Genomic DNA, 23,657 nt, shown 5'->3' with positions numbered 1-23,657 from the left:
GCCGGGTTACTGCGATTTGGCTTCTGAAGACGTGCGACCAAAGCGGCTGCGGAACACGCCAATGATCATCGGCACCAGCGACAGCAGGATGATGAACACCACCAGCAGCGAAAGGTTTTTCTTGATAAATGGCACGTTGCCGAAGAAGTAGCCCAGGGTCACCAGGCCGCCGACCCAGAGAATGGTGCCCAGCACGCTGAAACCGAAGAAGCGTGCATAGGGCATTTTCGCGATGCCGGCAACGAACGGCGCAAAGGTGCGCAGGATCGGCAGGAAACGCGCGAGGGTCACGGTTTTGCCGCCGTGCCTGTCGTAGAAATCGTGGGTCTTTTGCAGGTAGTCGCGGCGGAAGATTTTCGAGTTCGGGTTGCTGAACAGGCGTTCTCCCGCCGTTCGCCCGATCACATAATTGGTACTGTCGCCGAGGATTGCCGCCAGCATCAGCAGCCCGCCCAGCAATACCGGGTCCATGCCACCGCCTGCTGCCACGGCGCCGGCGATAAACAGCAACGAATCACCTGGTAGGAACGGCATGACCACCAGGCCGGTTTCGCAAAAGATGACCAGGAACAGAATGGCGTATATCCACGGACCATAATTGGTTACCAGCATGTCGAGGTACACGTCGAGATGCAGGATAAGGTCGAGCGGGTTGAAATCCATGGATGGCACCTGTGTGAACGGCCCGACTCGGCAGGCCTGTGCGGAAGCTCGGGTAATAAGGCTACACGTGTATGTAGTGTTTCTTACAACCCTGAAAGGTCCGCATTATACGGATTGAGAGGTGAAAAGCGTGTTGGTTTTGTAGCGGGGGATGTCGCGGGGGGGGGGTCCACAGATCGCCAGAAAGGCACTGTGGGAGCGAGTTTGCTCGCGAAAGCATTCGGTCAGTTATAAATAGTCTGACTGAACAGCCGCCATCGGGGTAGCCCCCTCCCACAAGGTGTCCATGGTGTCAGGGCGTCAGTCTTCGCTGATCGGCAAGGTGTAGTTCTTGAACTCGGTGTCTTCACGAAACCCGATGGACTCGTACGTCTTCTGCGCCACCTGGTTATCACTGCTGGTCGATACCCGCAGCCGCACTGCGTGGGTTTCCTTGGCCATTTTCTTCGCCGTGCGCATCAGGTTATCCGCCACCAGTTGCCGGCGCGCGTCTTCGGCCACATAGATGTCGTTGAGGATCCACACGCGTTTAAGCGACAGCGAGGAAAAGCTCGGGTAAAGCTGGCAAAACCCGAGCACGCGTTTGTCGTCGTCATCGGCTAGGGCCAGGTAGATCACCGACTCCTTGCGGCGCAGGCGCTTTTCCAGGAAGGCCCGTGACGAATCCGGAAAGGGCAGGGCCCCGTAGAACTCGCGGTACTTGACGAACAACGGGGTCAACAGGTCCAGGTGTTCCAGGGTCGCTTGAGTAATCCGCATGCCAGGCCTCAACTTCCAAATGGGGTATGACCACACGAGCGGCCGTGACTTGATGCTGCCTAAAGGCGCGAAAAAGCGCAATCGTGCCGGGATCAGTCGGTGGGTGGGCTGAGCAGGAAATTGCCCTTCATCAGGTCCGGGTCGTCGGATTCAAGGGTCTGAACCTGCGCCTCGTCCTTCAGGTTGACCCCCGACAGCTGCCGGCGACACGCCTCTCGCATCAAGTACAGCAGGCGATGGGCCGCCATGCCATAGCTCAGGCCTTCCAAGCGCACATTGGAGATGCAGTTGCGATAGGCATCGGTGAGGCCGACCTTGGGGTTGTAGGTGAAGTACAGCCCCAAACTGTCCGGCGAACTGAGCCCCGGCCGTTCGCCGATGAGGATCACCACCATCTTGGCGCCGAGCAGTTGCCCGATTTCATCCGCGACCGCCACGCGGCCCTGTTCCACCAGGATCACCGGCGACAAGGACCACCCTTCAGCGTGGGTCTGCTCTTCCATGCGCGTCAGAAACGGCAACGTATGTTTATGTACTGCCAGCGCCGACAGACCGTCCGCCACCACGATCGCCAGGTCCATGCCGCCCGGATGCTCAGCCGCGTAATCCCGCAGGCTTTGGGCCGATTCGTCACTCAAGCGCCGCCCCAAATCCGGGCGTTGCAGGTAGCTGTGCCGGTCGGTTGCCGCGCTGTGCAGCAACAGGCTATCGCGCCCACGCTCGGCCAACTGACTGCTCAGGCCTGCATGGTCGAAGGGCAGGTGCACCGCGTCCCGTGCCTGGGCGTGGGCAAATTGGAAATCAAGTTGGGCGTTGGTGGGAATGCTGGTGCCGGTGCGGCCCAGGGCAATTCGCGCCGGGGTCAGGCGGCGCAGTTCCAGCCACGGGTTTTCAGGCAGGTCGAGTTGCACGGGCGGCTCCTTCATCCCAATTGCGCCAGGGCGTGGCGAAACGCCGGTGGCAGGCTGTTGCCGAAGCGCACCTTGCCGTCGGCTTGCGTAAAGATGCCCATTTTGGCCAGCCACTGTTCAAACTCCGGCGCCGGTTTTAAACCCAATGTCTGGCGAGCGTACAAAGCGTCGTGGAACGAGGTGGTCTGGTAGTTGAGCATGATGTCGTCGGAGCCGGGGATCCCCATGATGAAGTTGATCCCGGCGACGCCCAGCAGGGTCAGCAGGGTGTCCATGTCGTCCTGGTCGGCTTCGGCGTGGTTGGTGTAGCAGATGTCGCAGCCCATGGGCACGCCCAGCAGCTTGCCGCAGAAGTGGTCTTCAAGGCCGGCGCGGATGATCTGCTTGCCGTTGTACAGGTACTCGGGGCCGATAAAACCGACCACGGTGTTGACCAGAAACGGCTTGAAATGCCGGGCCACCGCATAGGCGCGGGTTTCGCAGGTTTGCTGGTCGACGCCAAAATGCGCGTTGGCCGACAAGGCACTGCCCTGGCCGGTTTCGAAATACATCAGGTTCTGGCCCAAGGTGCCCCGGTTCAGGCTCAAGCCCGCCTCGTAACCTTCCTGCAGCACGCTCAGGCTGATGCCGAAACTGGCATTGGCCGCCTCGGTGCCGGCAATCGACTGGAACACCAGGTCCAGCGGCACGCCGCGGTTGATGGCTTCGATGGAAGTGGTGACGTGGGTCAGCACACAGGCCTGGGTGGGGATTTCGTAGCGCTGGATGATTGCGTCGAGCATCTCCAGCATGGCGCAGATCGAGGCGATGCTGTCGGTGGCCGGGTTGATGCCGATCATGGCGTCGCCGTTGCCGTAGAGCAGGCCGTCGAGAATGCTCGCGGCGATACCCGCCGGCTCGTCGGTCGGGTGGTTGGGTTGCAGGCGGGTCGACAGGCGTCCGCGCAGGCCCATGGTGCCGCGAAACCGGGTGACCACACGGATCTTCTGCGCCACCAGTACCAGGTCCTGCACGCGCATGATCTTCGACACCGCCGCTGCCATTTCCGGTGTCAGCCCCGGTGCCAATGCGCGTAGGGATTGTTCATCGGCGGCGTCGCTGAGCAGCCAGTCGCGCAGGCCGCCGACGGTCAGGTGGCTGACCACGGCGAAAGCCTGCTTGTCGTGGGTGTCGATGATCAGCCGCGTGACTTCATCGCTTTCATAGGGGATCAGCGCTTCTTCGAGGAAGTGTTTCAGCGGGATATTTGCCAGCGCCATTTGCGCCGCCACCCGCTCACCGTCGTTCTGCGCGGCGACGCCGGCCAGAAAGTCCCCGGAACGCGCGGGACTGGCCTTGGCCATCACGTCCTTGAGGCTGTCGAAGCGGTAGGTCTGTGCACCGACCGCGTGGGAAAAGCTTGCCATACAGTGTCTCCTTGACGACGCGGGCAGGAGAGGAACCCGCGTCGAGGTTTACGGCAGTTAGTGCAAGGCGGCCTCTGCGGCCTGGATCGCGGCGAATTCTTCTTCGGGCGTGCCTGCTACCAAGTGATGCCGGCTGTAGAAAGCAAAGTAAGCAATTAATACTCCATAGATGATCGCGGCGCCAATCACCACCCGTGGATCCACCAGAAAGCCCGCAACGACGGCCACGCAGGCCAGTACCAAGGCGACACCGGACGTGAAGATGCCGCCCGGCGTGCGATAAGGACGGTCCATTTTGGGGCGACGGATACGCAGGGTGATGTGCGCGGCCATCATCAGCACGTAGGAAATGGTCGCGCCAAACACCGCCACCAGGATCAACAGATCCCCCTGGCCGGTCAGCGACAGGCCGAAGCCGATAATCCCGGGGATCACCAGGGCCAGTACCGGGGCCTTGCTCTTGTTGGTCTGGGACAGTTTGCGCGGCAGGTAGCCGGCACGGGACAAGGCAAAGATCTGCCGCGAATAGGCGTAGATAATCGAGAAAAAGCTCGCGATCAAGCCTGCCAGACCGACCAGGTTGACGAAGCTGCCCATCCAGGTCGAACCGCCATAGGACAGCGCCAGCGCTTCCACCAGCGGGTTACCGGATTTGACCAGTGCGTAGGTGCCCGCGCCGCCCGGTGCGATCACCAGGATCAACAGGGCAAAGCTGGTCAGCACCACAATGGCGCCGATCAGGCCCCGGGGCAGGTCGCGCTTGGGGTTCTTGGTTTCTTCGGCGGCCAGGGGCACGCCCTCTACGGCGAGGAAAAACCAGATCGCATAGGGGATCGCCGCCCACACGCCGACATAGCCGAATGGCAGGAAGGTGCTGGCGCCCTTGGCCTCGGTCACCGGAATATCCAGCAGGTTGGCGACATTGAAGTGCGGCACCATCGACACCAGGAACACGCCCAGCGCAATCGCGGCGATGGCGGTGATCACGAACATCAGCTTCAAGGCTTCGCCGACGCCAAAGATATGGATGCCGATAAAGATGATGTAGAACGCCAGGTAAATCATCCAGCCGCCGATGCCGAACAGCGACTCGCAATAGGCGCCGATAAACACCGCGATGGCGGCGGGGGCGATGGCGTATTCGATCAGGATGGCGGTGCCCGTCAGGAACCCGCCCCAGGGCCCGAAGGCACTGCGGGCAAAACCGTAGCCACCGCCGGCGGTGGGGATCATGGAAGACAGTTCGGCCAGGGAAAAGCACATGCACAGGTACATGGTGGCCATCAGCAATGTGGCGAGGAACATCCCGCCCCAGCCACCCTGGGCCAGGCCGAAGTTCCAGCCGGCGTAGTCGCCGGAGATGACGTAGGCAACGCCAAGACCAACCAGCAGGACCCAGCCGGCGGCGCCTTTTTTCAGTTCGCGTTGTTGGAAGTATTGGGAGTCGACTTTTTCGAAGTCGACAGAAGATCCAGTCGGTTCGCTAGGCATGGGAAAGTACCTTTCATTGTTATTGTTTTTTAACTCGGCCTCTGTGTGCCGAATGCAATTGGCAAGTACTTGTGGAGAGCTAAGTGTGGGAGAGGGCAAGCCCCTCCCACATTTGAGTGCATTTCAACTGTGGGAGGGGTTAGTTAGAAGAAGCCCAACGGATTAATGTCGTAGCTCACCAGCAGGTTCTTGGTCTGCTGGTAGTGATCCAACATCATCTTGTGGGTCTCACGGCCCACGCCGGACTTCTTGTAACCGCCAAACGCGGCATGCGCCGGGTACAGGTGGTAGCAGTTGGTCCACACGCGGCCCGCCTTGATCGCGCGGCCCATGCGGTAGGCGCGGTTGATGTCGCGGGTCCACACACCGGCGCCCAGGCCGAACTCGGTGTCGTTGGCAATCGCCAGGGCTTCGGCTTCGTCCTTGAAGGTGGTGATGCTCACTACCGGGCCGAAGATTTCTTCCTGGAACACGCGCATTTCATTGGTGCCCTTGAGCAGGGTCGGCTGGATGTAATAGCCGCCGGCCATATCGCCGGTGAGCTGCTCGACCTTGCCGCCGGTGAGCAATTGCGCGCCTTCGCCCTTGGCAATTTCCAGGTAGGACAGGATCTTGTCGAACTGCTGCTCGGACGCCTGGGCGCCGACCATGGTGTCGGTGTCCAGCGGGTCGCCGCGCTTGATCTGCTCGACCTTCTTCATCACCACTTTCATGAAGTCGTCGTAGATCGACTCTTCCACCAGCGCGCGGGATGGGCAGGTGCACACTTCGCCCTGGTTGAAGAACGCCAGCACCAGGCCTTCGGCGGCTTTCTCGATGAACGACGGTTCGGCTTTCATGATGTCGGCGAAGAAGATGTTCGGCGACTTGCCGCCCAGCTCGACGGTGGACGGAATGATGTTCTCGGCCGCCGCATGCATGATGTGCGAGCCCACCGGGGTGGAGCCGGTGAAGGCGATCTTGGCGATGCGCTTGCTGGTGGCCAGGGCTTCGCCGGCCTCCTTGCCGAAGCCGTGCACCACGTTCAGCACGCCCGGTGGCAGCAGGTCGCCGATGACTTCCAGCAGCACGTTGATGCCCAGCGGTGTTTGCTCGGCAGGCTTGAGCACCACGCAGTTGCCGGCGGCCAGGGCCGGGGCGAGTTTCCACGCGGCCATCAGCAGCGGGAAGTTCCACGGGATGATCTGGCCGACCACGCCCAGCGGCTCGTGGAAGTGATAGGACGCGGTGTGTTCGTTGATCTCGGCGCTGGTGCCTTCCTGGGCGCGGATGCAACCGGCGAAGTAGCGGAAGTGGTCGGCGGCCAGCGGGATGTCGGCGTTGAGGGTTTCACGCACCGCCTTGCCGTTGTCCCAGGTTTCGGTGATGGCCAGCAGTTCGAGGTTCTGTTCGATGCGGTCGGCGATTTTCAGCAGCACCAGCGAGCGGTCCTGGGCCGAGGTCTTGCCCCAGGCGTCAGCGGCAGCGTGGGCGGCGTCCAGCGCCTTGTCGATGTCTTTGGCAGTGGAGCGCGGGAATTCGGCGATAGGCTTGCCGTTGACCGGCGAGGTGTTGGTGAAATAGTTGCCATCGACCGGGGCAACGAATTCGCCACCAATGTAGTTGCCGTACTTGGCCTTGAACGAAACGATCGCGCCTTCAGTACCGGGGTGTGCGTAACGCATGGTGGGTATCTCCTGGCTTTTATGTTTATTGGAGTGCAGCGCGCAAGCGCTTGATAAAGCGTAGAGCAAAGGTTGGGCCACTGCTTTGCAGGCCAGGAAAATCAAGGGCTTGGGGTTTGTTGCAAGGCGTTGCTGTGACACGGGTGGTACAGGCGCTGTGACAGTTTGTGCCATAAACGGTACAGGCCGTGACCGGCGAGTCGGTCCGGGATTGCATTGGCTGGGTGCCTGGGGGATGCTGGTGGCTCTCACGCAGGGAGAATAATAAGAACATGCACAACGATCATTTCAGTCGCCATGCCCAGCAAGTCCTTACTGTGGCGCGTGGGCGCGACCCGTCGAGCGACCCGTCTATCGCCCGCTCCTGGCTGCGCTGCCTGGAGGACTACCACCTCGATCCTGCCCAGACCATCGCCCCTACGGTGCTTGAGCACGGCCGCCTGCTGGAAAGCCGCGAGCGCCTGCAACAGGTGCTGCATATCGCCGGCAGCGAGATGAACAGCCTGCACCAGCAGCTGTCGGGCGCTGGCCACGCGGTGCTGCTGACCGATGCCCGTGGGGTGATCCTCAACTGTGTCACAGCACCGTCCGAGCGCAAGATTTTCGAACGCGCCGGGCTGTGGCTCGGTGCCGATTGGAGCGAAGCGTGCGAGGGCACCAATGGCATCGGCACCTGCCTGGTGGAGCGCCAGTCGTTGACCATTCATCGCGATGAACATTTTCGTGGGCGCCACACCGGGCTGACCTGTTCGGCGAGCCCGGTGTTCGACCCCCACGGCGACCTGTTGGCGGTGCTGGACGTGTCGTCGGCCCGGGAGGAGGTGTCGCGGCAGAGCCAGTTCCACACCATGGCGCTGGTTAACCTGTCGGCGAAGATGATCGAGAGTTGCTACTTCCTGCGTCACTTCGAAAACCATTGGCTGCTGCGCTTTCACCTGCAGGCCGAGTCGGTGGGCCTGTTCAGCGAAGGGTTGTTGGCGTTTGACGGCGAAGGGCGGATATGTGCCGTCAACCAGAGCGCACTCAACCTGCTGGGGCAGGTGCGTGGTGGGTTGCTGGGGCAACCGGTGGAGGCGTTGTTCGAGTGTTCCCTGGACCAACTGCTCGGTCGCGCCAGTGCCAATGCCACCGCCAGTTGGCCATTGCGCACGCGGGATGGTCGGCACTTGTTCGCGGCCTTGCGTGGTCAATCGCGCAGTGTACCTGCGCCCATCGCCAAGCCTGAACCCGTGCGCCTGGCCGGTATCTGCCTGGGCGACCCGGCGCTGCAGATTGACTTCCGTAAAGCGCTGCGGGTATTCGAGCGCGATGTGCCCTTGCTGATCAACGGCGAAACCGGCTCCGGCAAAGAGGCTTTCGCCAAGGCGGTGCATCACGCCAGCCAGCGTGCCGACAAGGCGTTCGTTGCCCTCAACTGCGCCGCCATCCCGGAAAGCCTGATCGAAAGCGAACTGTTCGGCTATCGCGGCGGCAGCTTTACCGGCGCGCGCAAGGACGGCATGCAGGGCAAGTTGCAACAGGCCGACGGCGGTACGCTGTTCCTCGATGAAATCGGCGATATGCCGTTGGCGCTGCAGACGCGCCTGTTAAGGGTGCTGGAGGACCGCATGGTGGTGCCCATCGGCGGTGAGCCCCAGGCGGTTGATGTCAGAATTATCAGCGCGACTCACCGGAATTTGCTGGAGCGCGTGCAGGACGGAAGTTTTCGGGAAGACCTGTATTACCGCCTCAACGGCCTGGAAGTCGTTTTGCCAGCGTTGCGTGAACGCAGCGATAAGCCTCAGTTGCTGGATTTCCTGCTGGCGCAGGAGGCGGGCGGCCAGAGCATAAGGCTCGACCCGGCGGCGCGTTCGGCGCTGCTGTCCTACCCCTGGCCGGGCAACGTTCGGCAACTGCGCACGGTGTTGCGAACGCTGGCGGCGCTGTGTGACGACGGGCGGGTCGGCCTTGAGGATTTGCCAGCGTTGATTCGCCAGGCACGGCCGCAAGCAGTGGCCGAGGCCAGGCTTGCAGAGTCGCCCCTGGGCGACGCCGAGCGACTCGCCCTGCTCACGGCCCTGGAGCAACAACGCTGGCACATGACCCATACGGCGGAGCAGCTGGGTGTCAGCCGTAACACGCTGTATAGAAAGCTGCGCCGGCACGGTATTGCACGGGCTGCGCCATAGATCGGTCCTACAGCTAAAGAGTGCGATTTTCGCCCCCCTGCGCTAACCTGCCTCGATGTTTACGAGGTCGACTATGCACATTCATATTCTTGGTATCTGCGGCACCTTCATGGGTTCGATGGCGGTTCTGGCCAAAGAACTGGGCCATCACGTAACGGGCTCCGATGCCAATGTTTACCCACCCATGAGCACGCAACTCGAGGCCCAGGGCATTGAACTGACCCAGGGTTACGATCCGGCGCAATTCGACCCGGTGCCGGACCTGGTGGTGATCGGCAATGCCATGTCCCGGGGCAATCCGGCGGTCGAATACGTCCTCAACAAAGGCTTGCCTTACGTGTCCGGCCCGCAATGGCTGGCCGACCATGTGCTGCAAGGTCGCTGGGTATTGGCCGTTGCCGGCACCCACGGCAAGACCACCACCAGCAGCATGCTCGCCTGGGTGCTGGAACACGCGGGCATGAGCCCGGGCTTCCTGATCGGCGGCGTGCCGCAGAACTTCTCGGTGTCGGCGCGCCTGGGCGATACGCCGTTCTTCGTGATCGAAGCCGACGAGTACGACAGTGCGTTCTTCGACAAGCGCTCCAAGTTCGTCCACTACCGTCCACGCACCGCGATCCTCAACAACCTTGAGTTCGATCACGCCGACATCTTCCCCGACCTGGCGGCGATCGAGCGGCAGTTCCACCATTTGGTGCGTACCATTGCGAGCGAAGGCCTGGTCATCCACCCGACCACCGAGCCGGCCTTGCAGCGCGTGATCCAGATGGGCTGCTGGACCCCGGTGCAAACCACCGGTGCGGGTGGGCAATGGCAGGTCAAGTTGCTCAGTGAAGACGGTTCCCGGTTTGAAGTGCTGTTTGAAGGCGAGGCCCAAGGCATCGTCGAGTGGGACATGACTGGCCAGCACAACGTCGCCAATGCCTTGGTCACCTTGGCGGCCGCGCGGCATGTGGGCGTGGTGCCGTCCATGGGCATTGCTGCGTTGAGCGCATTCAAGAGCGTGAAGCGCCGTATGGAAAAGGTCGCCGACGTGAATGGGATTACCATCTACGACGACTTTGCCCACCACCCAACGGCCATTGCCACCACCCTCGACGGCCTGCGCAAACGTGTTGGCGATGCCCCGATCATTGCGATTGTCGAGCCGCGCTCAAACTCCATGAAGCTCGGCGCACACCGCGACGGCCTGCCGGAAAGCGTTAACGATGCCGACCAGGTGGTGTGGTATGCCCCGGCCAATCTCGGCTGGGACCTGCCGGCGATTGCGGCGCAATGCACGGTGCCGTCGAAAGTCTGTGATTCCATCGAGGGCATCATTGCGTTCGTCAAGCACCAGGCCAAGCCTGGCACCCATGTGGTGGTGATGAGCAACGGCGGCTTCGGCGGCTTGCACGGCAAACTGGCCGAGGCCTTGAAATGAGTGGCCCGGAGCGCGTCACCCTGGCGATGACCGGCGCATCCGGCGCGCCCTATGGCTTGCGCCTGCTCGATTGCCTGGTGCGTGAAGACCGTGAGGTGCACTTTCTGATCTCCAAGGCCGCGCAGTTGGTGATGGCCACCGAGACTGATGTCGCGCTGCCAGCCAAGGTGCAGATGATGCAAGCCTTCCTCACCGAGTACACCGGTGCGGCGGCGGGACAGATCAAGGTCTACGGCAAGGAAGACTGGATGTCGCCGGTGGCTTCGGGCTCCGGTGCGCCGGCGGCAATGGTCGTGGTGCCGTGCTCCACGGGAACGTTGTCGGCGATTGCCACCGGCGCTTGCAATAACCTGATCGAGCGCGCCGCCGACGTGACGTTGAAGGAGCGCCGCCAGTTGATCCTGGTGCCGCGTGAGGCGCCGTACTCGAGCATTCATCTGGAGCACATGCTCAAGCTGTCGAACCTGGGGGTGACCATCCTGCCGGCGTCGCCCGGCTTCTATCACCAGCCGCAGACCATCGATGACCTGGTGGATTTCGTGGTGGCGCGCATTCTCAACCTGTTGAATATCCCCCAGGACATGCTGCCGCGTTGGGGCGAACACCATTTGAGCAGCGATGAATAAGGCGCTGTTGGTGATACTGGCGCTGCAATTGGCCGGCTGCGCCACCGCGCGTACCCTGGACGCCGCGCAGCCCGGCGCGCCGGTGGTGTATGCCGGCACGCGATTGGATTTGTATGCAATGAACGGAGGTTGCTGCGCCAAGGACCGGTTCGGTGCCGAGGCGCCCAGCTACCCCGGTGTCGACCTGCCGGCCAGCGCGTTGCTCGACACGCTTTTATTGCCGCTGTCAGTGTTGACGGTGCTCGGTGTGGGATTTAACGCCACGGGCGGGCTCTAGCCTGGATTTTAAAAGCACCACAAAACCAATGTGGGTGGGCAAGCCCCTCCCACATTCTGCTTTGTGTTCGGCTTTATTTACCGAGCTTGCGCAGTTCATCCGACTCCACCACCCGCACCCCGTCCTGCTCTTCCAGCGCCAGGCGCCACATGGCCCGGGCCAGTTCGCAGACTTCAATGCCGTGGTATTTCCCCGGAATCAACCGTGACAGCGGCCCGGCCAGTTGCTCGGCCAAACGGGGCTCCAGCCGTTCCCCCAGCAGCAACGAAGGCCGCACGATGGTCAGTTGCGGCCAGTCCTGGGCCTTGAGTGCCTGTTCCATTTCCCCTTTGACCCGGTTGTAGAACACCGAGGATTTCGGGTCGGCGCCAATCGCGCTGATCACGATCAGGTGCCGCGCGCCCATCTCCCGCGCGCGCTTGGCAAAGGCTACGACCATATCCAGGTCGACGGCACGAAAAGCTTCTTCCGAACCGGCTTTCTTGATGGTGGTACCCAGGCAGCAGAAGGCAATATCTACCTGGCCGCTCAGTTGCGGCAGGAACACCGCCGGGTCGCCCACCGGGTTTTCCAGGTGCGGATGCTCGGCCAGCGGCTTGCGGCTGGGTGCCAGCACACGGGTCACGGTAGGTTCGTTGAGCAGGCGGTCGAGCAGGTGTTCGCCGGTCAGGCCAGAGGCGCCAGCGAGCAGGATATGCTGAGGTGTCAGGTACATGGTGTTTCCCCCTTGTTACACGTTACAGCTTAGTTGCCTTTGGCTTCCTTGCTATTCATTGAGACGCTTTCCAGCGCCTTTCGTGCCTGCTGCTTGCGTAATAATTGCCAGTGGGCGATCACGCCTTTGGGGGCCCAGATCTGCGGTTCGGACGCTTCGAAGTTGTCTGCCTGTTCGCGTTCGCTCACATGCAGCTGCGCCAGCTTGAAGGCTTGCTGCAGATCGTCGGTCTGGTTGAAGGCTTGGGCGAAGAGGGCATCGCCGAAGTAGGTGAAGTCGGCCTCTTCGGAACAGCCGAAGGACACGCGGTCGGCGCGTGAGGCGGTCATGATCAGGGTGCGTTCGTCTTTGAGCGTCGGGATGAATCCACCGGAGTAGCAGGCTGAAATCACCACGATCTTGTCGCGGTTTTTCAGCGGCGCGAGCACGGCGGCCAGTTCATCGGCGGGCAGGTCGGCCAGTTCCATGCGCGGTTGGTCCAGCACCAGTTCGTGTTCGTGGGTGCCGTGGCTGGTCATGTAGATAAACACCAGGTCTTCCGGTCCGGTGCGCTCGGCCAGGGTTTGCACGGCCCGGCGCAGGCTTTCGCGGGTGGCCAGTGGTCGGTCAGCGATATGGTCGCGGTGGTTGACCAGGCGGATCTGCCCCCGTGCGCCGAAGCGAGTGGTGAGCATATTGCTGACGTAATCGGCTTCGCGCAGGAACACGCTTTGTTTGCCGTCGCCGGCCACGGCCAGGGTGTACAGCTCCACTGCGGGGGTGGACGCAGGCACGGCAGCGAGGGCGGCATCGAGCAAATGGCCCTGGGCCAGTACGCCGATCTCCAGTGGGTCGGGCAACAATGCGCCGTCAGCATCACGCACGCGCATGCCGTTGACCCAGGTACCGGCCTGCACGGTGCCGTCGGTGAGTACCAGGGTGCCGCGGCCTTGATAGTTGTCGCTGTCAAAGCCGCCGATATAGAAGCTGCCGTCGGTCAGGTTCAGGCGGCCTTCGCCGGTAAAGCGCCAGTCGCTGAACTGGCCGACGTAGTGGCTGCCATCCACGCCGATCAGTTCGCCCTTGCCGCTGAGTGCGCCTTCCTTGAACTGGCCGATCCACACGTCGCCATCGGCGTTTTCATAGCGGCCCTTGCCGTTGAGCTGGTTCTGCTTGAACTGGCCGACATAGATGTCGCCGTCGGCGCTGTTGAACGTACCGTTGCCCTCCAGCTGGCCGTCGACGAAGTGGCCGCTGAACTGGTTGCCGCTGTCGTCATTGCGCTGGCCTTCGCCGTTCGGCTTGCCGTGGGCGAACTGGCCCTGATACTGGCTGCCGTCGGCCAGTTCCAGGCGGCCAAGGCCGGAATACTGGTCGTCCTTGAATTCGCCGCGATAGGTCATCTGCCCTTCTTTGAGGGTGCCTTCGCCGTTGCGCCGACCGTTCTTGAACCCGCCCACATAGTGGCTGCCGGCCGTGGTGAGGCTGCCCTGTCCATCGAACAGGCCTTGCTGGAACTGGCCTTTATAGACTTCGCCGTTGCTGCCATGCCATTCGCCCTGGCCGTGCCACTGGCCTTTGTCGAACTGCCCGGCGTACCAGCTGCCGTTGGGATAATCCACGCGGCCCTGGCCTTGCAGCAGACCATTGACCACATCGCCCCGGTAACGGCCGCCATCGGGCAGGCGCGCATCGGGCGGCAACAGCGATTCGCCGTCTCCGCAAGCGGTGAGCAACAGGGCAAGGGCAAGGGGAGCGAGTGGGCGCATAGCGGGATCCGGATAATTGAGCGCCGAGTATGCCGCAGCTGCGAGATTCATACATAAATTTACATACCCTGTGGCGAGTTTCAGTGGCTCGCCACAGGAATGGGCTTACACGAAGTACAGCGACAACGACTCGGCGACGTAAGCGGGTTTTTCCTGGCCATCGATTTCCAGGGTGGCGGTGGCCTTGAGCAGCCATTGGCCGGGCTTTTTCTCGGTGACGTCGGTGAGGGTCACGTTCAGGCGCACCTTGGAATTGACTTTCACCGGCTGGATAAAGCGCACGCTGTCCAGGCCATAGTTGACGGCCATCTTCAGGCCTTCGGGCACGATCAGGATGTCTTCCATCAGCTTGGGCATCAGCGACAGCGACAGGAAGCCGTGGGCGATGGTGCTGCCGAACGGGGTTTGTGCGGCCTTGACCGGATCGACGTGGATGAACTGATGATCGCCAGTGGCCTCGGCGAACAGGTTGATACGTGCCTGGTCGATGGTGAGCCATTCGGAACGTCCCAGTTCCTTGCCGACATAATCTTTGAGCTGCGCTACGGGTACATAGGGCATTGCGTCTCTCCTTGGTTCATCGGTGCTGTTGTTATGGGTTACAGAGAACCAATGTAGATCATCATGGCCAACCAGCCCGGTCAACCCACCATGCTTTTGGCGAATGCCGGAGCATAGGGCGGGCATGCTTATAATGCGGGCGGGTCTTGAGGGGGAAAAAACGGATGCTGTTACGCGGTCTGACATGGCTGGTGCTGTTTCAATTGATCGGCACGGCGATCAATCATTTGCTGGTGCCGGTACTGCCGGGGCCGATCATCGGCCTGCTGTTGATGCTCGGGTTCCTGATCTGGCGTGGCGAAGTCGGCGAGCCCCTGAGCCTGGCGGCCAGCAGCCTGCTGCGCTACTTGCCGTTGCTGCTGGTGCCGCCGGCGGTGGGGGTGATGGTGTATGCCAGGGATATTGCCGCCGATTTCTGGGCTATCGTCGGTGCACTGGTGTTGTCGCTGGTGATCGCCATGGGCTTTGTCGGGCTGTTGATGGAACGCATGGTCAAGCGCAAGGAGCAGGATCAATGATCTTCGACTGGCACGGCGCATGGACGGCGGTGATTCATCACCCGCTGTTCGGTATCGGGATCACCCTGGGCGCCTATCAGCTGGTGCTGGCGGGTTTCGAGAAAACCCGCTGGATTTTCCTGCAGCCGGTGCTGGTCTCCATGCTGCTGGTGATCGGCGTGTTGCTCACGTGCGGCCTGAGCTATGCCGAGTACCGCAAGAGCACGGAGATCATGGGGATCCTGCTGGGCCCGGCGACGGTGGCCCTGGCGGTGCCGCTCTATCTGAACCTGCGGCGGATTCGGCAATTGTTCTGGCCGATTTTTACTACGCTGGTGATAGGCGGCGTGTTGGCCACCAGCCTGTGCGTGCTGCTGGGCTGGTGGTTCGGCGCTGAACACAGGATGTTGATGACCATGGCGCCGAAGTCGGTGACATCGCCGATTGCCATGCTGGTGGCCGAGCAGATCGGCGGCGTGGCGGCGTTGGCGGCGGTGTTTGTGCTGATTACCGGGGTGGTGGGCGCGATGGTTGGCCCGGCGTTACTCTCGCGTCTTGGGGTGCACAGCCCCGAGGCGCGCGGCATGGCGCTGGGCATGACCGCCCACGCCGTCGGCACCTCGGTGGCCCTGCAGGAAAGCGAAGAGTGTGGCGCCTTTGCGGCGCTGGCCATGAGTCTGATGGGCGTAGCCACAGCGGTATTCCTGCCGCTGGCCGTGTCAGTGATTGTTTAAACCGGGTTTAAGGAAGCCTTTATGAGTCTGGCGCTGTTCCCCCTCAATACCGTGCTGTTCCCTGGCTGCATCCTCGACCTGCAACTGTTCGAGGCGCGCTACCTGGACATGATCAGCCGCTGCATGAAAAAGGGCGAAAGCTTCGGCGTGGTGTGCATCCTCGATGGCAAGGAGGTGGGCATGGCTCCGGATGGCTATGCCTTGATCGGCTGTGAAGCGTTGATTCGCGACTTCAAGCAGCAGGACAACGGCCTGCTGGGGATTCGCGTCGAAGGCGGGCGGCGCTTCCGCGTGCGAGACGCCGGTGTGCAGAAGGACCAGTTGCTGGTGGCCGAGGTGCAATGGCTGGAAGAACTGCCGGACCAGGCGCTGGAAGAAGAGGATGCCGACCTGCTGGCCTTGCTCCAGGCCCTGGCCGAACACCCGATGGTCGCGTCGCTGGACATGGACACTCACGCCGATGGCCAGCGAGCCTTGGGCAATCAACTGGCTTATCTCTTGCCGTTCACTGAGGCCGACAAGATCGACCTGCTGCAACTCGACGACCCGCAGCAGCGGCTGGATGCGATCCAGATGCTGCTCGATGAGCTTCAGGGTGAGTTGTTTGCCTGAGCCTCGGATCTGTCCTGCGCGGTTTTCAGAGGTTTCCTCGTTGTTCCCTGCGCGTCGCCTGAAATAGTCACCGATCACACAACAATGATTGGGGGTGAACATGATTCGGCTAGCGCCATCGGAACAGGCTGCCTGGGACGTTTTTTTTGTCAGTATTGCCGTGCAGCTGCTGCCGGCGGATGCCAAGCGGGGCCCGGAATACATCGCTGAACGCGCCGCGGAAATCGCCGATGAGATGATGCTGGAGCGACGTGAGCGTTGTGTTGAACGCCGCGCCGCGCCAATCCATTGGCTCGGCCCGACCCAGGGTCAGTAGGCATACCTGAGCAGCGCGTGTGGGGTGCCGGTAAAGGCAATGAAGCCGAGCACCGCCACCACAGCGGGTAATACCAGCCACCAAGCCTTCTGCGGCATCGGCGGCAAAGGGCTGCGGTACTGGCAGACGGTGAGGCTGAATGCACACACGGTCATTGCCAGCAGCGTGCCAGCCAGGATGTCGGTGGGCCAATGGGCGCCAAGGTAGACCCGTGACAGCGCGATGAAGGCCGCAGGAATACAGCCCAGCAACATCCAGGTCAGGCGCAGGCGCGTGGGTTGTCCGCGACCGGCCAGCACCGACAACGCCAGGAAAAACGCAAACGCACCGGAGGCGTGGCCGCTGGGCATGCTGAAGCTGGTCAATGGGTCGGTGAGGATTTCCGGGCGGCCACGGGCGAAAAACAGTTTGGTCCCGGTATTGATCACCGCCGCCCCGGCCAGTGTTGCACCGACAAACACGGCATGACGCCATTGCCGCGCCAGTAGCAGCAGCGCGGTGAATACGGCGCTGGCGAAGAACATCTTCTTGAACTCACCCAGTTGGGTCACCATCACCATGGTGTGGTCCAGCCAGGGGCTGCGATGTTCCTGTACCAGCGCGCTCAGGCCCTGGTCAAAGTCATCCAGGTGCGGATAGCCGATAAACAGGGCGATCAACAACGCCAGGCTGGCGCACCCTATCCAGAGGGTCGCGCGACGATGGCCACGCAGGCTGGTGTTCAGGCTCAGTCCCAGCACGACCGCCAGGCACGCTGTGACAACCCCCGCCTCAGGCCAGAACCCCTCCGGCAATGGCAGGCGGAACGCGGCGCCGGTGGCCCAGCCCGGCAGCAGGTAGGCCAACGACCAACCGGCTGCCGCCAGAAGGCTGACCAGGGCGAAACGCGGGAACGGCATGTCGCACATTCCGGCCACCATCGGCAGCATCGGCCGCAATGGCCCGATGAAACGTCCCACCAGCAGACTGGCGATGCCGTATTTGTGGAAGTAGGTTTCCGCGCCATTCATCCATTCCGGATGGTGGCGCAGGCCGGGCAGGCGGCGGATATTCTGATGGAAGTGTCGGCCGAGGAAGTAGGAAATTCCGTCGCCCAGCAAGCCTCCCAGGAACCCCATCAGCAGGGTCTCACTCAGGGACAAGGCGCCGCTGCCAGCCAGTGCCGCAATGGCAAACAGCAGCACCGTGCCTGGCACGATCAGCCCGGCAATGGCCAGGCATTCCACGCACGCGACGATAAACACCGCCGCCGCCAGCCATTGCGGGTTGAGGGTCAGCCAGCCGGTAATGCCATCGAGCCATTGGCCCATAAATCGTTACTCCATCGCCACAGATTCAAATCAGGAAATAGTCGCGGCCTTCGACCTGGCCCCGGCGCAGCGGGTTCCGCGTGCAGTAGGGCGCATAGCCGGCATCGACGAAGCGGTACATCAAGTGCTCGTCACGGCCGCTGGGGATGCCCAGGCGGGTGGTCTGGATGATCTGTATCGGTGTCTGGCCGACGTCTTCGACAAAGAGCAATTCTTGATCAAAGCGCTTGGCATCCCACATCGGCACCTTCAGGCCCAGCGCCTTGCACAGCAACGTCTGGCCGGCACACAGCTTTTGCGACGCGCGCGGGCTGCCGTCGGCATTCGGGTTGTTCAGCAGCATCTGCGCCAGGCTGGCGGGCCCGGAGGTTTCATCGACCCAGGGATAGGCTGATTTGATCAGCACGGCATTGCCCGGCCCCTGCGCGCTGAAGTTCAGCGAATCGCCGCCACGGGCGTAGTACATATAGATATGTCCGCCATCCAGAAACAAAGCCTTACGCTTTTCTGTGTACCCGAGTGAGGCGTGGCTGCCTTTTTCGGCCACGTAATAGGCTTCGGTTTCAATAATTCGCGCCGAAAGCCAGCTATCGCCGACGCGATGGCGGATGACTTTTCCAAGCAAATCCCGCGCAAGTATTTGCGCGTCACGGTCGAAGAAGCTGTCGGGCAGCGCGCTGGCGGGGAGTTGGGGTGAAGAACTGGGCATGGTGGTCTGGGGTTAATACGGCTAAATGTGACGGAATAATAACAACTCCCACCTTAATTACGGCTGAACCCCAGGTTTTTACAGTTCATTTCGACCATCCGCCCCTCACCGCTGTCAGTCGGGCGGCGTCACAGCTATAATCTGCCGCTTTCCTCTTTGCCAAGACTCCCTGACCATGACTGAGTCCGTTCTTGACTACATGACCCGCCTGGGTCGCGCTGCCCGTCAGGCCTCGCGGTTGATCGCCCGTGCGAGCACTGCGCAGAAGAACCGTGCCCTGCTGGCCGCCGCCGATGCTCTGGACGCTTCGCGCTCCGAGCTGACTGCCGCCAACGAACTGGACCTGGCCAACGGCCGCGCCAATGGCCTTGAGCCCGCCTTGCTGGACCGCCTGGCGCTGACGCCGACACGTATCGACGACATGATCGAAGGGTTGCGTCAGGTGGCCAAGCTGCCTGACCCCATCGGTGAAATTCGCGATATGCGTTACCTGCCGTCCGGCATCCAGGTCGGCAAGATGCGCGTGCCCCTGGGCGTGATCGGCATCATCTATGAGTCGCGCCCGAACGTGACCATCGACGCCGCGAGCCTGTGCCTCAAGTCGGGCAACGCCACCATCCTGCGTGGCGGTTCCGAGGCGATCAATTCCAACCGCGCCATCGCCGCCTGCATCCAGCAGGGCCTGGCCGTGGCCGAGTTGCCGGCCGAAGTGGTGCAAGTGGTGGAAACCACCGACCGCGCCGCTGTCGGCGCGCTGATCACCATGCCGGAATTCATCGACGTGATCGTGCCGCGCGGTGGCAAGAGCCTGATCGAGCGCGTCAGCCGCGATGCCAAGGTGCCAGTGATCAAGCACCTGGACGGCGTGTGCCACGTGTATATCGACATCGCCGCCGACATCGACAAGGCGATCCGCATCGCCGACAACGCCAAGACCCACCGCTACGCGCCGTGCAACACCATGGAAACCCTGCTGGTGCACGTCGGCATTGCCGAGCGCGTGCTGCCGCCGCTGGCTGCCATCTACCGTGACAAGGGCGTGGAGCTGCGCGGTTGCGAACGCACCCGTGCGCTGTTGGGCGCGGACGTGATCGAAGCCACCGAGCAGGACTGGTACACCGAGTACACGGCGCCGATCCTGTCGATCCGCATCGTCGACGACCTGGACCAGGCCATCGAACACATCAACACGTACGGCTCCAAGCACACCGACGCCATTGTCTCCGAGCATTTCAGCGATGCCCGGCGTTTCCTCACCGAAGTGGACTCCGCTTCGGTGATGATCAACGCCTCGACGCGCTTTGCCGACGGCTTCGAGTACGGCCTGGGGGCGGAGATCGGCATCTCCACCGACAAGCTCCACGCACGCGGCCCGGTTGGCCTGGAAGGCCTGACCAGCGAGAAGTACGTGGTGTTCGGCGACGGTCACGTGCGCACTTGATGGCTAAACGCATCGGGCTGCTCGGCGGTACCTTCGACCCCGTGCACATCGGCCATTTGCGCAGTGCCCTGGAAGTCGCGGATGCCTTGGCGCTGGATGAGCTGCGCCTGATCCCTAATTTCCGGCCGCCCCATCGCGATACCCCGCAGGTGTCGCCGCAGCAGCGCCTGGAAATGGTGCGCCTGGCCGTAGAAGGCATACCGCCGCTGGTGGTGGACGATCGTGAGCTCAAGCGCGATAAACCGTCCTACACTGTCGACACCCTGGAGCTGATGCGCGCCGAGTTGGCCGCGGATGACCAGTTGTTTCTGCTTTTGGGCTGGGACGCATTTTGCGGCCTGCCCTCTTGGCATCGCTGGGAGGAACTCCTCCAGCACTGCCACATCCTGGTTTTGCAACGCCCGGATGCCGACAGCGAACCGCCGGATGCCTTGCGCAACCTGCTGGCCGCGCGGTCGGTAAGTGACCCCTTGGCCCTGACCGGGCCGAACGGGAATATTGCATTCGTCTGGCAGACCCCGCTCGCGGTGTCTGCCACCCAGATCCGTCAACTGCTGGCCAGCGGGAAGTCGGTACGTTTCCTGGTGCCTGACGCGGTCCTGGCCTACATCGATGCGCACGGGCTTTACCGTGCGTCGAACTGAAAAGGCGCGCTTGAACGCACGAACACTCGTGCAGCGAGCGCCCGAACATACGAGCAAAACGAGTTTTTTATGACGAACAAAGACGTAAGCAAAGTAAAACGCAAAGGCACGTTCAAAAGCGCCCCGCTGCCGGTTGAAGCCCACGTTGGCCCGGAACTGGCTGGCGAAGCGCTGGTGAAAGTCGCCGTTGCCGCCCTGGAAGACGTGAAGGCCCAGGACATCCAGGTCCTGGACGTACGCGACAAGCAGAGCATCACCGACTTCATGATCATCGCCACCGGTACCTCCAACCGCCAGATCGGCGCGATGCTGGACAAGGTTCGCGAAGCCGTCAAAGCCCAGGGCGTGAAGCCGCTGGGTGAAGAAGGCAAGGGCGACAGCGACTGGGTGCTGCTGGACATGGACGACGTGATCGTTCACATGATGACCAGCAATGCCCGTCAGTTCTACGACCTGGAGCGTCTGTGGAAAGGCGCCGAGCAGAGCCGTGCCGCCGATGGCAAGCACCACAGCCCGGAAGTGGGCCACGCGCACTTCGACAAGCTCAACAAAGACCAGGAATAAGGAACGGCTGTGCGCCTGCGTCTGATTGCTGTCGGTTCACGCATGCCCAAGTGGGTGGAAGAAGGCTGGCACGAGTATGCCAAGCGTCTGCCCGCCGAGCTGTCGCTGGAACTGGTGGAGATACCGCTCAACACCCGGGGCAAGAATGCCGACGTGGCGCGCTTTATCCGTCAGGAAGGCGAAGCGATGCTGGCCAAGGTCGGCCCCAACGAGCGCATCGTCACCCTCGAAGTGCACGGCAAACCCTGGAGCACCGAGCAATTGGCGGTGGAACTGGAGCGCTGGCGCCTGGACTCGCGCACCGTCAACTTCATGGTCGGCGGCCCCGAAGGGCTGGCGCCGGAAGTCTGCGCGCGGGCGGACCAGCGCTGGTCGCTGTCGGCGCTGACGCTGCCGCACCCGTTGGTAAGGATCCTGATCGGTGAACAGCTGTATCGCGCCTGGACAGTTCTGTCCGGGCACCCTTATCACAAATAATCTGCGCCCCTCCCGATGACCCAGCCGATCCGCATCAAGGACCACGAGAAAGACGCACGTCTGGTACGCGCGCGGGTGGTGTTTGGCGCGATCATGGTGGTGGCGCTGATCGGGGTGCTGATTGCGCGCCTGTATTTCCTGCAGGTGATCCAGTACGACTACCACTCCACGTTGTCGGAAAACAACCGCGTGCATGTGCAACCGATTCCGCCGACCCGTGGGCTGATCTTCGACCGCAATGGCGTGGTGGTGGCGGATAACCGGCCCAGTTTCAGCCTGAGCATGACCCGCGAGCGTTCCGGCGACTGGCAACAGGTCCTCGATGTCATCGTCGAGGTGCTGCAGTTGACCCCGGAAGACCGGGTGATCTTCGAGAAACGCATGAAACAGGGGCGCCGGCCGTTCGAACCGGTGCCGATCCTGTTCGAGCTGACCGAAGAGCAGATTGCGCGGATTGCGGTGAACCAGTTCCGCCTGCCGGGTGTGGAAGTGGTGGCGCAGTTGGTGCGCCACTATCCCCAAGGGCCGCACTTTGCTCACTCCGTCGGCTATATGGGGCGGATCAACGAGAAAGAGCTGAAAAGCCTCGATCCCGTCAATTACAGCGGCACCCACCATATCGGCAAGACCGGCATCGAGCGTTTCTACGAGCCCGAGCTGCACGGCCAGGTGGGTTACGAAGAAGTCGAGACCAACGCTCGCGGCCGCGTGCTGCGGGTGCTCAAGCGTACCGACCCGGTACCGGGCAAGGACATTGTGCTGAGCCTGGACATCAAGCTGCAGGAAGCGGCCGAGATGGCCCTCGGTGGCCGGCGTGGCGCGGTGGTGGCGCTGGACCCGAAGACCGGCGAAGTGCTGGCCATGGTCAGCCAGCCGAGCTTCGACCCCAACCTGTTCGTGACCGGGATCAGCTTCAAGGCCTACGCCGAGTTGCGCGACTCCATCGACCGGCCGCTGTTCAACCGTGTGTTGCGCGGCCTGTACCCGCCGGGTTCGACCATCAAGCCGGCGGTGGCGATTGCCGGTTTGGACGCGGGCGTGGTCACGGCTTCCAGCCGGGTATTCGACCCGGGCTACTACATGCTGCCGAACTACGACCACAAATACCGCAACTGGAACCGTACCGGTGACGGCTATGTCGATCTGGATACCGCGATCATGCGTTCCAACGACACCTATTTTTACGACTTGGCCCACAAGCTGGGTATCGACCGCTTGTCCGCCTACATGGGCAAGTTCGGCCTCGGTCAGAAAGTCTCCCTGGATATGTTCGAAGAATCCCCTGGCCTGATGCCATCGCGGGAGTGGAAGCGTGCGACCCGCCGCCAGGCATGGTTCCCGGGCGAAACCCTGATCCTCGGCATCGGCCAGGGCTATATGCAGGCCACGCCTTTGCAACTGGCCCAGGCCACGGCGCTGGTGGCCAACAAAGGCATCTGGAACCGCCCGCACCTGGCCCGGACCATCGAAGGCGAAAAGCCTGTGGATGAAAACCCGATCCCCGACATCGTACTGCGCGACCCGTCCGACTGGACCAAGGTCAACCACGGCATGCAGCAGGTGATGCACGGTGCACGCGGGACCGCGCGCAAGGCGGCGATCGGTGCGCAATACCGTATCGCCGGCAAGAGTGGTACCGCCCAGGTGGTGGCGATCAAGCAGGGCGAGAAATACGACCGTTCCAAGGTCCAGGAACGCCACCGCGACCACGCCTTGTTTGTGGGTTTTGCCCCGGCCGACGACCCGAAAATCGTGGTGGCGGTGATGGTCGAGAACGGCGAGTCCGGCTCCGGTGTGGCGGCGCCTGTGGTGCGCCAGGTGATGGACGCCTGGTTGCTGGCCGACGACGGCAGGCTCAAGCCCGAATATGGCGGCCCCCCTTCAACCCCCGAGGTTACGGCCAGTGAAGAGTAATTTTGACCGCATCCTCTCCAGCGAGGA

At 62.2% G+C, this 23,657-nt stretch carries 24 protein-coding genes; 13 read left to right on the top strand and 11 right to left on the bottom strand.

All coding sequences use genetic code 11. The features are described 5' to 3' along the window. Positions 1-6 precede the first annotated feature (6 nt). From BFP99_RS02435 to BFP99_RS02410, 6 genes are all read right to left on the bottom strand, one after another. Entirely contained in the window at positions 7-663 is a 657-nt protein-coding gene (locus BFP99_RS02435) for a DedA family protein (RefSeq protein WP_027605215.1), read from the bottom strand. Positions 664-963: 300 nt separating this feature from the next. Further along, positions 964-1,422 (bottom strand): GNAT family N-acetyltransferase, encoded by a 459-nt coding sequence (locus tag BFP99_RS02430; protein WP_027605216.1) that lies wholly within the window; start codon positions 1,420-1,422, stop codon positions 964-966. 92 nt (positions 1,423-1,514) lie between these two features. Beyond that, entirely contained in the window at positions 1,515-2,348 is an 834-nt protein-coding gene (eutC, locus tag BFP99_RS02425) for an ethanolamine ammonia-lyase subunit EutC (RefSeq protein ID WP_065946577.1), read from the bottom strand. Continuing rightward, positions 2,345-3,739 (bottom strand): ethanolamine ammonia-lyase subunit EutB, encoded by a 1,395-nt coding sequence (locus BFP99_RS02420; protein ID WP_065924889.1) that lies wholly within the window; start codon positions 3,737-3,739, stop codon positions 2,345-2,347. Before BFP99_RS02420 ends, eutC begins: the two co-directional genes overlap by 4 nt. A gap of 57 nt (positions 3,740-3,796) precedes the next feature. Then, positions 3,797-5,230 carry an ethanolamine permease gene (gene eat / locus BFP99_RS02415; RefSeq protein ID WP_024077594.1) on the bottom strand — a complete coding sequence of 478 codons (1,434 nt, stop codon included), beginning with the start codon at positions 5,228-5,230 and terminating at the stop codon, positions 3,797-3,799. A 143-nt stretch (positions 5,231-5,373) separates the two neighbouring features. Further along, positions 5,374-6,894, bottom strand: coding sequence for an acetaldehyde dehydrogenase ExaC (locus BFP99_RS02410; protein ID WP_027605219.1), 1,521 nt, complete (start codon positions 6,892-6,894; stop codon positions 5,374-5,376). Between the two features lie 272 nt (positions 6,895-7,166). Between BFP99_RS02410 and BFP99_RS02405 the strand changes: the two genes are divergently transcribed. The 4 genes from BFP99_RS02405 (at position 7,167) to BFP99_RS02390 (ending at position 11,388) form a co-directional block, all read left to right on the top strand. Beyond that, positions 7,167-9,062, top strand: a complete 1,896-nt coding sequence (locus BFP99_RS02405) for a sigma-54-dependent Fis family transcriptional regulator (RefSeq protein ID WP_065946576.1) — start codon at positions 7,167-7,169, stop codon at positions 9,060-9,062. 73 nt (positions 9,063-9,135) lie between these two features. Next, complete coding sequence (mpl, locus tag BFP99_RS02400; RefSeq protein ID WP_065924887.1) at positions 9,136-10,485, top strand: UDP-N-acetylmuramate:L-alanyl-gamma-D-glutamyl-meso-diaminopimelate ligase; 1,350 nt, start codon at positions 9,136-9,138, stop codon at positions 10,483-10,485. Further along, complete coding sequence (ubiX, locus tag BFP99_RS02395) at positions 10,482-11,111, top strand: flavin prenyltransferase UbiX (RefSeq protein ID WP_027605222.1); 630 nt, start codon at positions 10,482-10,484, stop codon at positions 11,109-11,111. The genes mpl and ubiX overlap by 4 nt, the downstream gene beginning before the upstream one ends. Continuing rightward, complete coding sequence (locus BFP99_RS02390) at positions 11,104-11,388, top strand: YceK/YidQ family lipoprotein (protein WP_027605223.1); 285 nt, start codon at positions 11,104-11,106, stop codon at positions 11,386-11,388. The genes ubiX and BFP99_RS02390 overlap by 8 nt, the downstream gene beginning before the upstream one ends. Before the next feature lie 73 nt (positions 11,389-11,461). Here BFP99_RS02390 and BFP99_RS02385 read toward each other — a convergent pair whose 3' ends face one another. From BFP99_RS02385 to BFP99_RS02375, 3 genes are all read right to left on the bottom strand, one after another. After that, on the bottom strand, positions 11,462-12,103 hold the full coding sequence (locus tag BFP99_RS02385; RefSeq protein WP_027605224.1) for an oxidoreductase: 642 nt from the start codon (positions 12,101-12,103) through the stop codon (positions 11,462-11,464). A 29-nt stretch (positions 12,104-12,132) separates the two neighbouring features. Next, the gene (locus BFP99_RS02380; RefSeq protein ID WP_065946575.1) at positions 12,133-13,851 is read right to left on the bottom strand and encodes a C13 family peptidase; all 1,719 of its coding nucleotides are present in this window, start codon (positions 13,849-13,851) and stop codon (positions 12,133-12,135) included. Between the two features lie 105 nt (positions 13,852-13,956). Further along, positions 13,957-14,412 carry a MaoC family dehydratase gene (locus BFP99_RS02375; protein ID WP_027605226.1) on the bottom strand — a complete coding sequence of 152 codons (456 nt, stop codon included), beginning with the start codon at positions 14,410-14,412 and terminating at the stop codon, positions 13,957-13,959. 164 nt (positions 14,413-14,576) lie between these two features. Here BFP99_RS02375 and BFP99_RS02370 point away from each other — a divergent pair, with 164 nt between their 5' ends. The 4 genes from BFP99_RS02370 to BFP99_RS02355 all read left to right on the top strand — a co-directional run bounded on the left by BFP99_RS02370 (position 14,577) and on the right by BFP99_RS02355 (position 16,571). Then, positions 14,577-14,930: a CidA/LrgA family protein gene (locus BFP99_RS02370; protein WP_065924885.1), complete on the top strand. Its 354-nt coding sequence runs from the start codon at positions 14,577-14,579 to the stop codon at positions 14,928-14,930. After that, complete coding sequence (locus BFP99_RS02365) at positions 14,927-15,643, top strand: LrgB family protein (RefSeq protein WP_065924884.1); 717 nt, start codon at positions 14,927-14,929, stop codon at positions 15,641-15,643. Before BFP99_RS02370 ends, BFP99_RS02365 begins: the two co-directional genes overlap by 4 nt. Positions 15,644-15,664: 21 nt before the next feature. Next, entirely contained in the window at positions 15,665-16,255 is a 591-nt protein-coding gene (locus tag BFP99_RS02360; RefSeq protein ID WP_065924883.1) for an LON peptidase substrate-binding domain-containing protein, read from the top strand. Between the two features lie 100 nt (positions 16,256-16,355). Beyond that, positions 16,356-16,571, top strand: coding sequence for a hypothetical protein (locus BFP99_RS02355; RefSeq protein WP_065924882.1), 216 nt, complete (start codon positions 16,356-16,358; stop codon positions 16,569-16,571). On the opposite strand, the gene BFP99_RS02350 is transcribed toward BFP99_RS02355, so the two are convergent. Beyond that, positions 16,565-17,881 (bottom strand): bifunctional DedA family/phosphatase PAP2 family protein, encoded by a 1,317-nt coding sequence (locus BFP99_RS02350; protein WP_065924881.1) that lies wholly within the window; start codon positions 17,879-17,881, stop codon positions 16,565-16,567. The two genes, BFP99_RS02355 and BFP99_RS02350, sit on opposite strands and share 7 nt — an antisense overlap. Positions 17,882-17,906: 25 nt before the next feature. After that, positions 17,907-18,590 carry a DNA-3-methyladenine glycosylase gene (locus tag BFP99_RS02345; RefSeq protein WP_065946574.1) on the bottom strand — a complete coding sequence of 228 codons (684 nt, stop codon included), beginning with the start codon at positions 18,588-18,590 and terminating at the stop codon, positions 17,907-17,909. A gap of 175 nt (positions 18,591-18,765) precedes the next feature. On the opposite strand from BFP99_RS02345, the gene BFP99_RS02340 reads away from it, so the two are divergent. The 5 genes from BFP99_RS02340 to mrdA all read left to right on the top strand — a co-directional run bounded on the left by BFP99_RS02340 (position 18,766) and on the right by mrdA (position 23,630). Next, on the top strand, positions 18,766-20,031 hold the full coding sequence (locus BFP99_RS02340) for a glutamate-5-semialdehyde dehydrogenase (RefSeq protein ID WP_065924879.1): 1,266 nt from the start codon (positions 18,766-18,768) through the stop codon (positions 20,029-20,031). Beyond that, entirely contained in the window at positions 20,031-20,675 is a 645-nt protein-coding gene (gene nadD, locus BFP99_RS02335; RefSeq protein WP_065910068.1) for a nicotinate-nucleotide adenylyltransferase, read from the top strand. Before BFP99_RS02340 ends, nadD begins: the two co-directional genes overlap by 1 nt. A 69-nt stretch (positions 20,676-20,744) precedes the next feature. Then, positions 20,745-21,239, top strand: coding sequence for a ribosome silencing factor (gene rsfS, locus BFP99_RS02330; RefSeq protein WP_065924878.1), 495 nt, complete (start codon positions 20,745-20,747; stop codon positions 21,237-21,239). Between the two features lie 9 nt (positions 21,240-21,248). After that, positions 21,249-21,716, top strand: a complete 468-nt coding sequence (gene rlmH / locus BFP99_RS02325; RefSeq protein ID WP_065946573.1) for a 23S rRNA (pseudouridine(1915)-N(3))-methyltransferase RlmH — start codon at positions 21,249-21,251, stop codon at positions 21,714-21,716. A gap of 15 nt (positions 21,717-21,731) precedes the next feature. Further along, a complete protein-coding gene (mrdA, locus tag BFP99_RS02320; RefSeq protein WP_027605235.1) occupies positions 21,732-23,630 on the top strand; it encodes a penicillin-binding protein 2 in 1,899 nt (632 codons plus the stop codon). Positions 23,631-23,657 lie beyond the last annotated feature (27 nt).

Source organism: Pseudomonas sp. 1 R 17, assembly GCF_900067035.1.
In the GTDB taxonomy this organism is placed as follows: Bacteria; Pseudomonadota; Gammaproteobacteria; order Pseudomonadales; family Pseudomonadaceae; genus Aquipseudomonas; species Aquipseudomonas marginalis.
This window is presented reverse-complemented; position numbering and strand designations above follow the sequence as displayed.

What these genes read in the sequence shown, in the direction of transcription:
- BFP99_RS02435 (WP_027605215.1), bottom strand. Translation starts at nt 663, where the DNA reads ATGGATTTCAACCCGCTCGACCTTATCCTGCATCTCGACGTGTACCTC.
- BFP99_RS02430 (WP_027605216.1), bottom strand. Translation starts at nt 1,422, where the DNA reads ATGCGGATTACTCAAGCGACCCTGGAACACCTGGACCTGTTGACCCCG.
- eutC (WP_065946577.1), bottom strand. Translation starts at nt 2,348, where the DNA reads ATGAAGGAGCCGCCCGTGCAACTCGACCTGCCTGAAAACCCGTGGCTG.
- BFP99_RS02420 (WP_065924889.1), bottom strand. Translation starts at nt 3,739, where the DNA reads ATGGCAAGCTTTTCCCACGCGGTCGGTGCACAGACCTACCGCTTCGAC.
- eat (WP_024077594.1), bottom strand. Translation starts at nt 5,230, where the DNA reads ATGCCTAGCGAACCGACTGGATCTTCTGTCGACTTCGAAAAAGTCGAC.
- BFP99_RS02410 (WP_027605219.1), bottom strand. Translation starts at nt 6,894, where the DNA reads ATGCGTTACGCACACCCCGGTACTGAAGGCGCGATCGTTTCGTTCAAG.
- BFP99_RS02405 (WP_065946576.1), top strand. Translation starts at nt 7,167, where the DNA reads ATGCACAACGATCATTTCAGTCGCCATGCCCAGCAAGTCCTTACTGTG.
- mpl (WP_065924887.1), top strand. Translation starts at nt 9,136, where the DNA reads ATGCACATTCATATTCTTGGTATCTGCGGCACCTTCATGGGTTCGATG.
- ubiX (WP_027605222.1), top strand. Translation starts at nt 10,482, where the DNA reads ATGAGTGGCCCGGAGCGCGTCACCCTGGCGATGACCGGCGCATCCGGC.
- BFP99_RS02390 (WP_027605223.1), top strand. Translation starts at nt 11,104, where the DNA reads ATGAATAAGGCGCTGTTGGTGATACTGGCGCTGCAATTGGCCGGCTGC.
- BFP99_RS02385 (WP_027605224.1), bottom strand. Translation starts at nt 12,103, where the DNA reads ATGTACCTGACACCTCAGCATATCCTGCTCGCTGGCGCCTCTGGCCTG.
- BFP99_RS02380 (WP_065946575.1), bottom strand. Translation starts at nt 13,851, where the DNA reads ATGCGCCCACTCGCTCCCCTTGCCCTTGCCCTGTTGCTCACCGCTTGC.
- BFP99_RS02375 (WP_027605226.1), bottom strand. Translation starts at nt 14,412, where the DNA reads ATGCCCTATGTACCCGTAGCGCAGCTCAAAGATTATGTCGGCAAGGAA.
- BFP99_RS02370 (WP_065924885.1), top strand. Translation starts at nt 14,577, where the DNA reads ATGCTGTTACGCGGTCTGACATGGCTGGTGCTGTTTCAATTGATCGGC.
- BFP99_RS02365 (WP_065924884.1), top strand. Translation starts at nt 14,927, where the DNA reads ATGATCTTCGACTGGCACGGCGCATGGACGGCGGTGATTCATCACCCG.
- BFP99_RS02360 (WP_065924883.1), top strand. Translation starts at nt 15,665, where the DNA reads ATGAGTCTGGCGCTGTTCCCCCTCAATACCGTGCTGTTCCCTGGCTGC.
- BFP99_RS02355 (WP_065924882.1), top strand. Translation starts at nt 16,356, where the DNA reads ATGATTCGGCTAGCGCCATCGGAACAGGCTGCCTGGGACGTTTTTTTT.
- BFP99_RS02350 (WP_065924881.1), bottom strand. Translation starts at nt 17,881, where the DNA reads ATGGGCCAATGGCTCGATGGCATTACCGGCTGGCTGACCCTCAACCCG.
- BFP99_RS02345 (WP_065946574.1), bottom strand. Translation starts at nt 18,590, where the DNA reads ATGCCCAGTTCTTCACCCCAACTCCCCGCCAGCGCGCTGCCCGACAGC.
- BFP99_RS02340 (WP_065924879.1), top strand. Translation starts at nt 18,766, where the DNA reads ATGACTGAGTCCGTTCTTGACTACATGACCCGCCTGGGTCGCGCTGCC.
- nadD (WP_065910068.1), top strand. Translation starts at nt 20,031, where the DNA reads ATGGCTAAACGCATCGGGCTGCTCGGCGGTACCTTCGACCCCGTGCAC.
- rsfS (WP_065924878.1), top strand. Translation starts at nt 20,745, where the DNA reads ATGACGAACAAAGACGTAAGCAAAGTAAAACGCAAAGGCACGTTCAAA.
- mrdA (WP_027605235.1), top strand. Translation starts at nt 21,732, where the DNA reads ATGACCCAGCCGATCCGCATCAAGGACCACGAGAAAGACGCACGTCTG.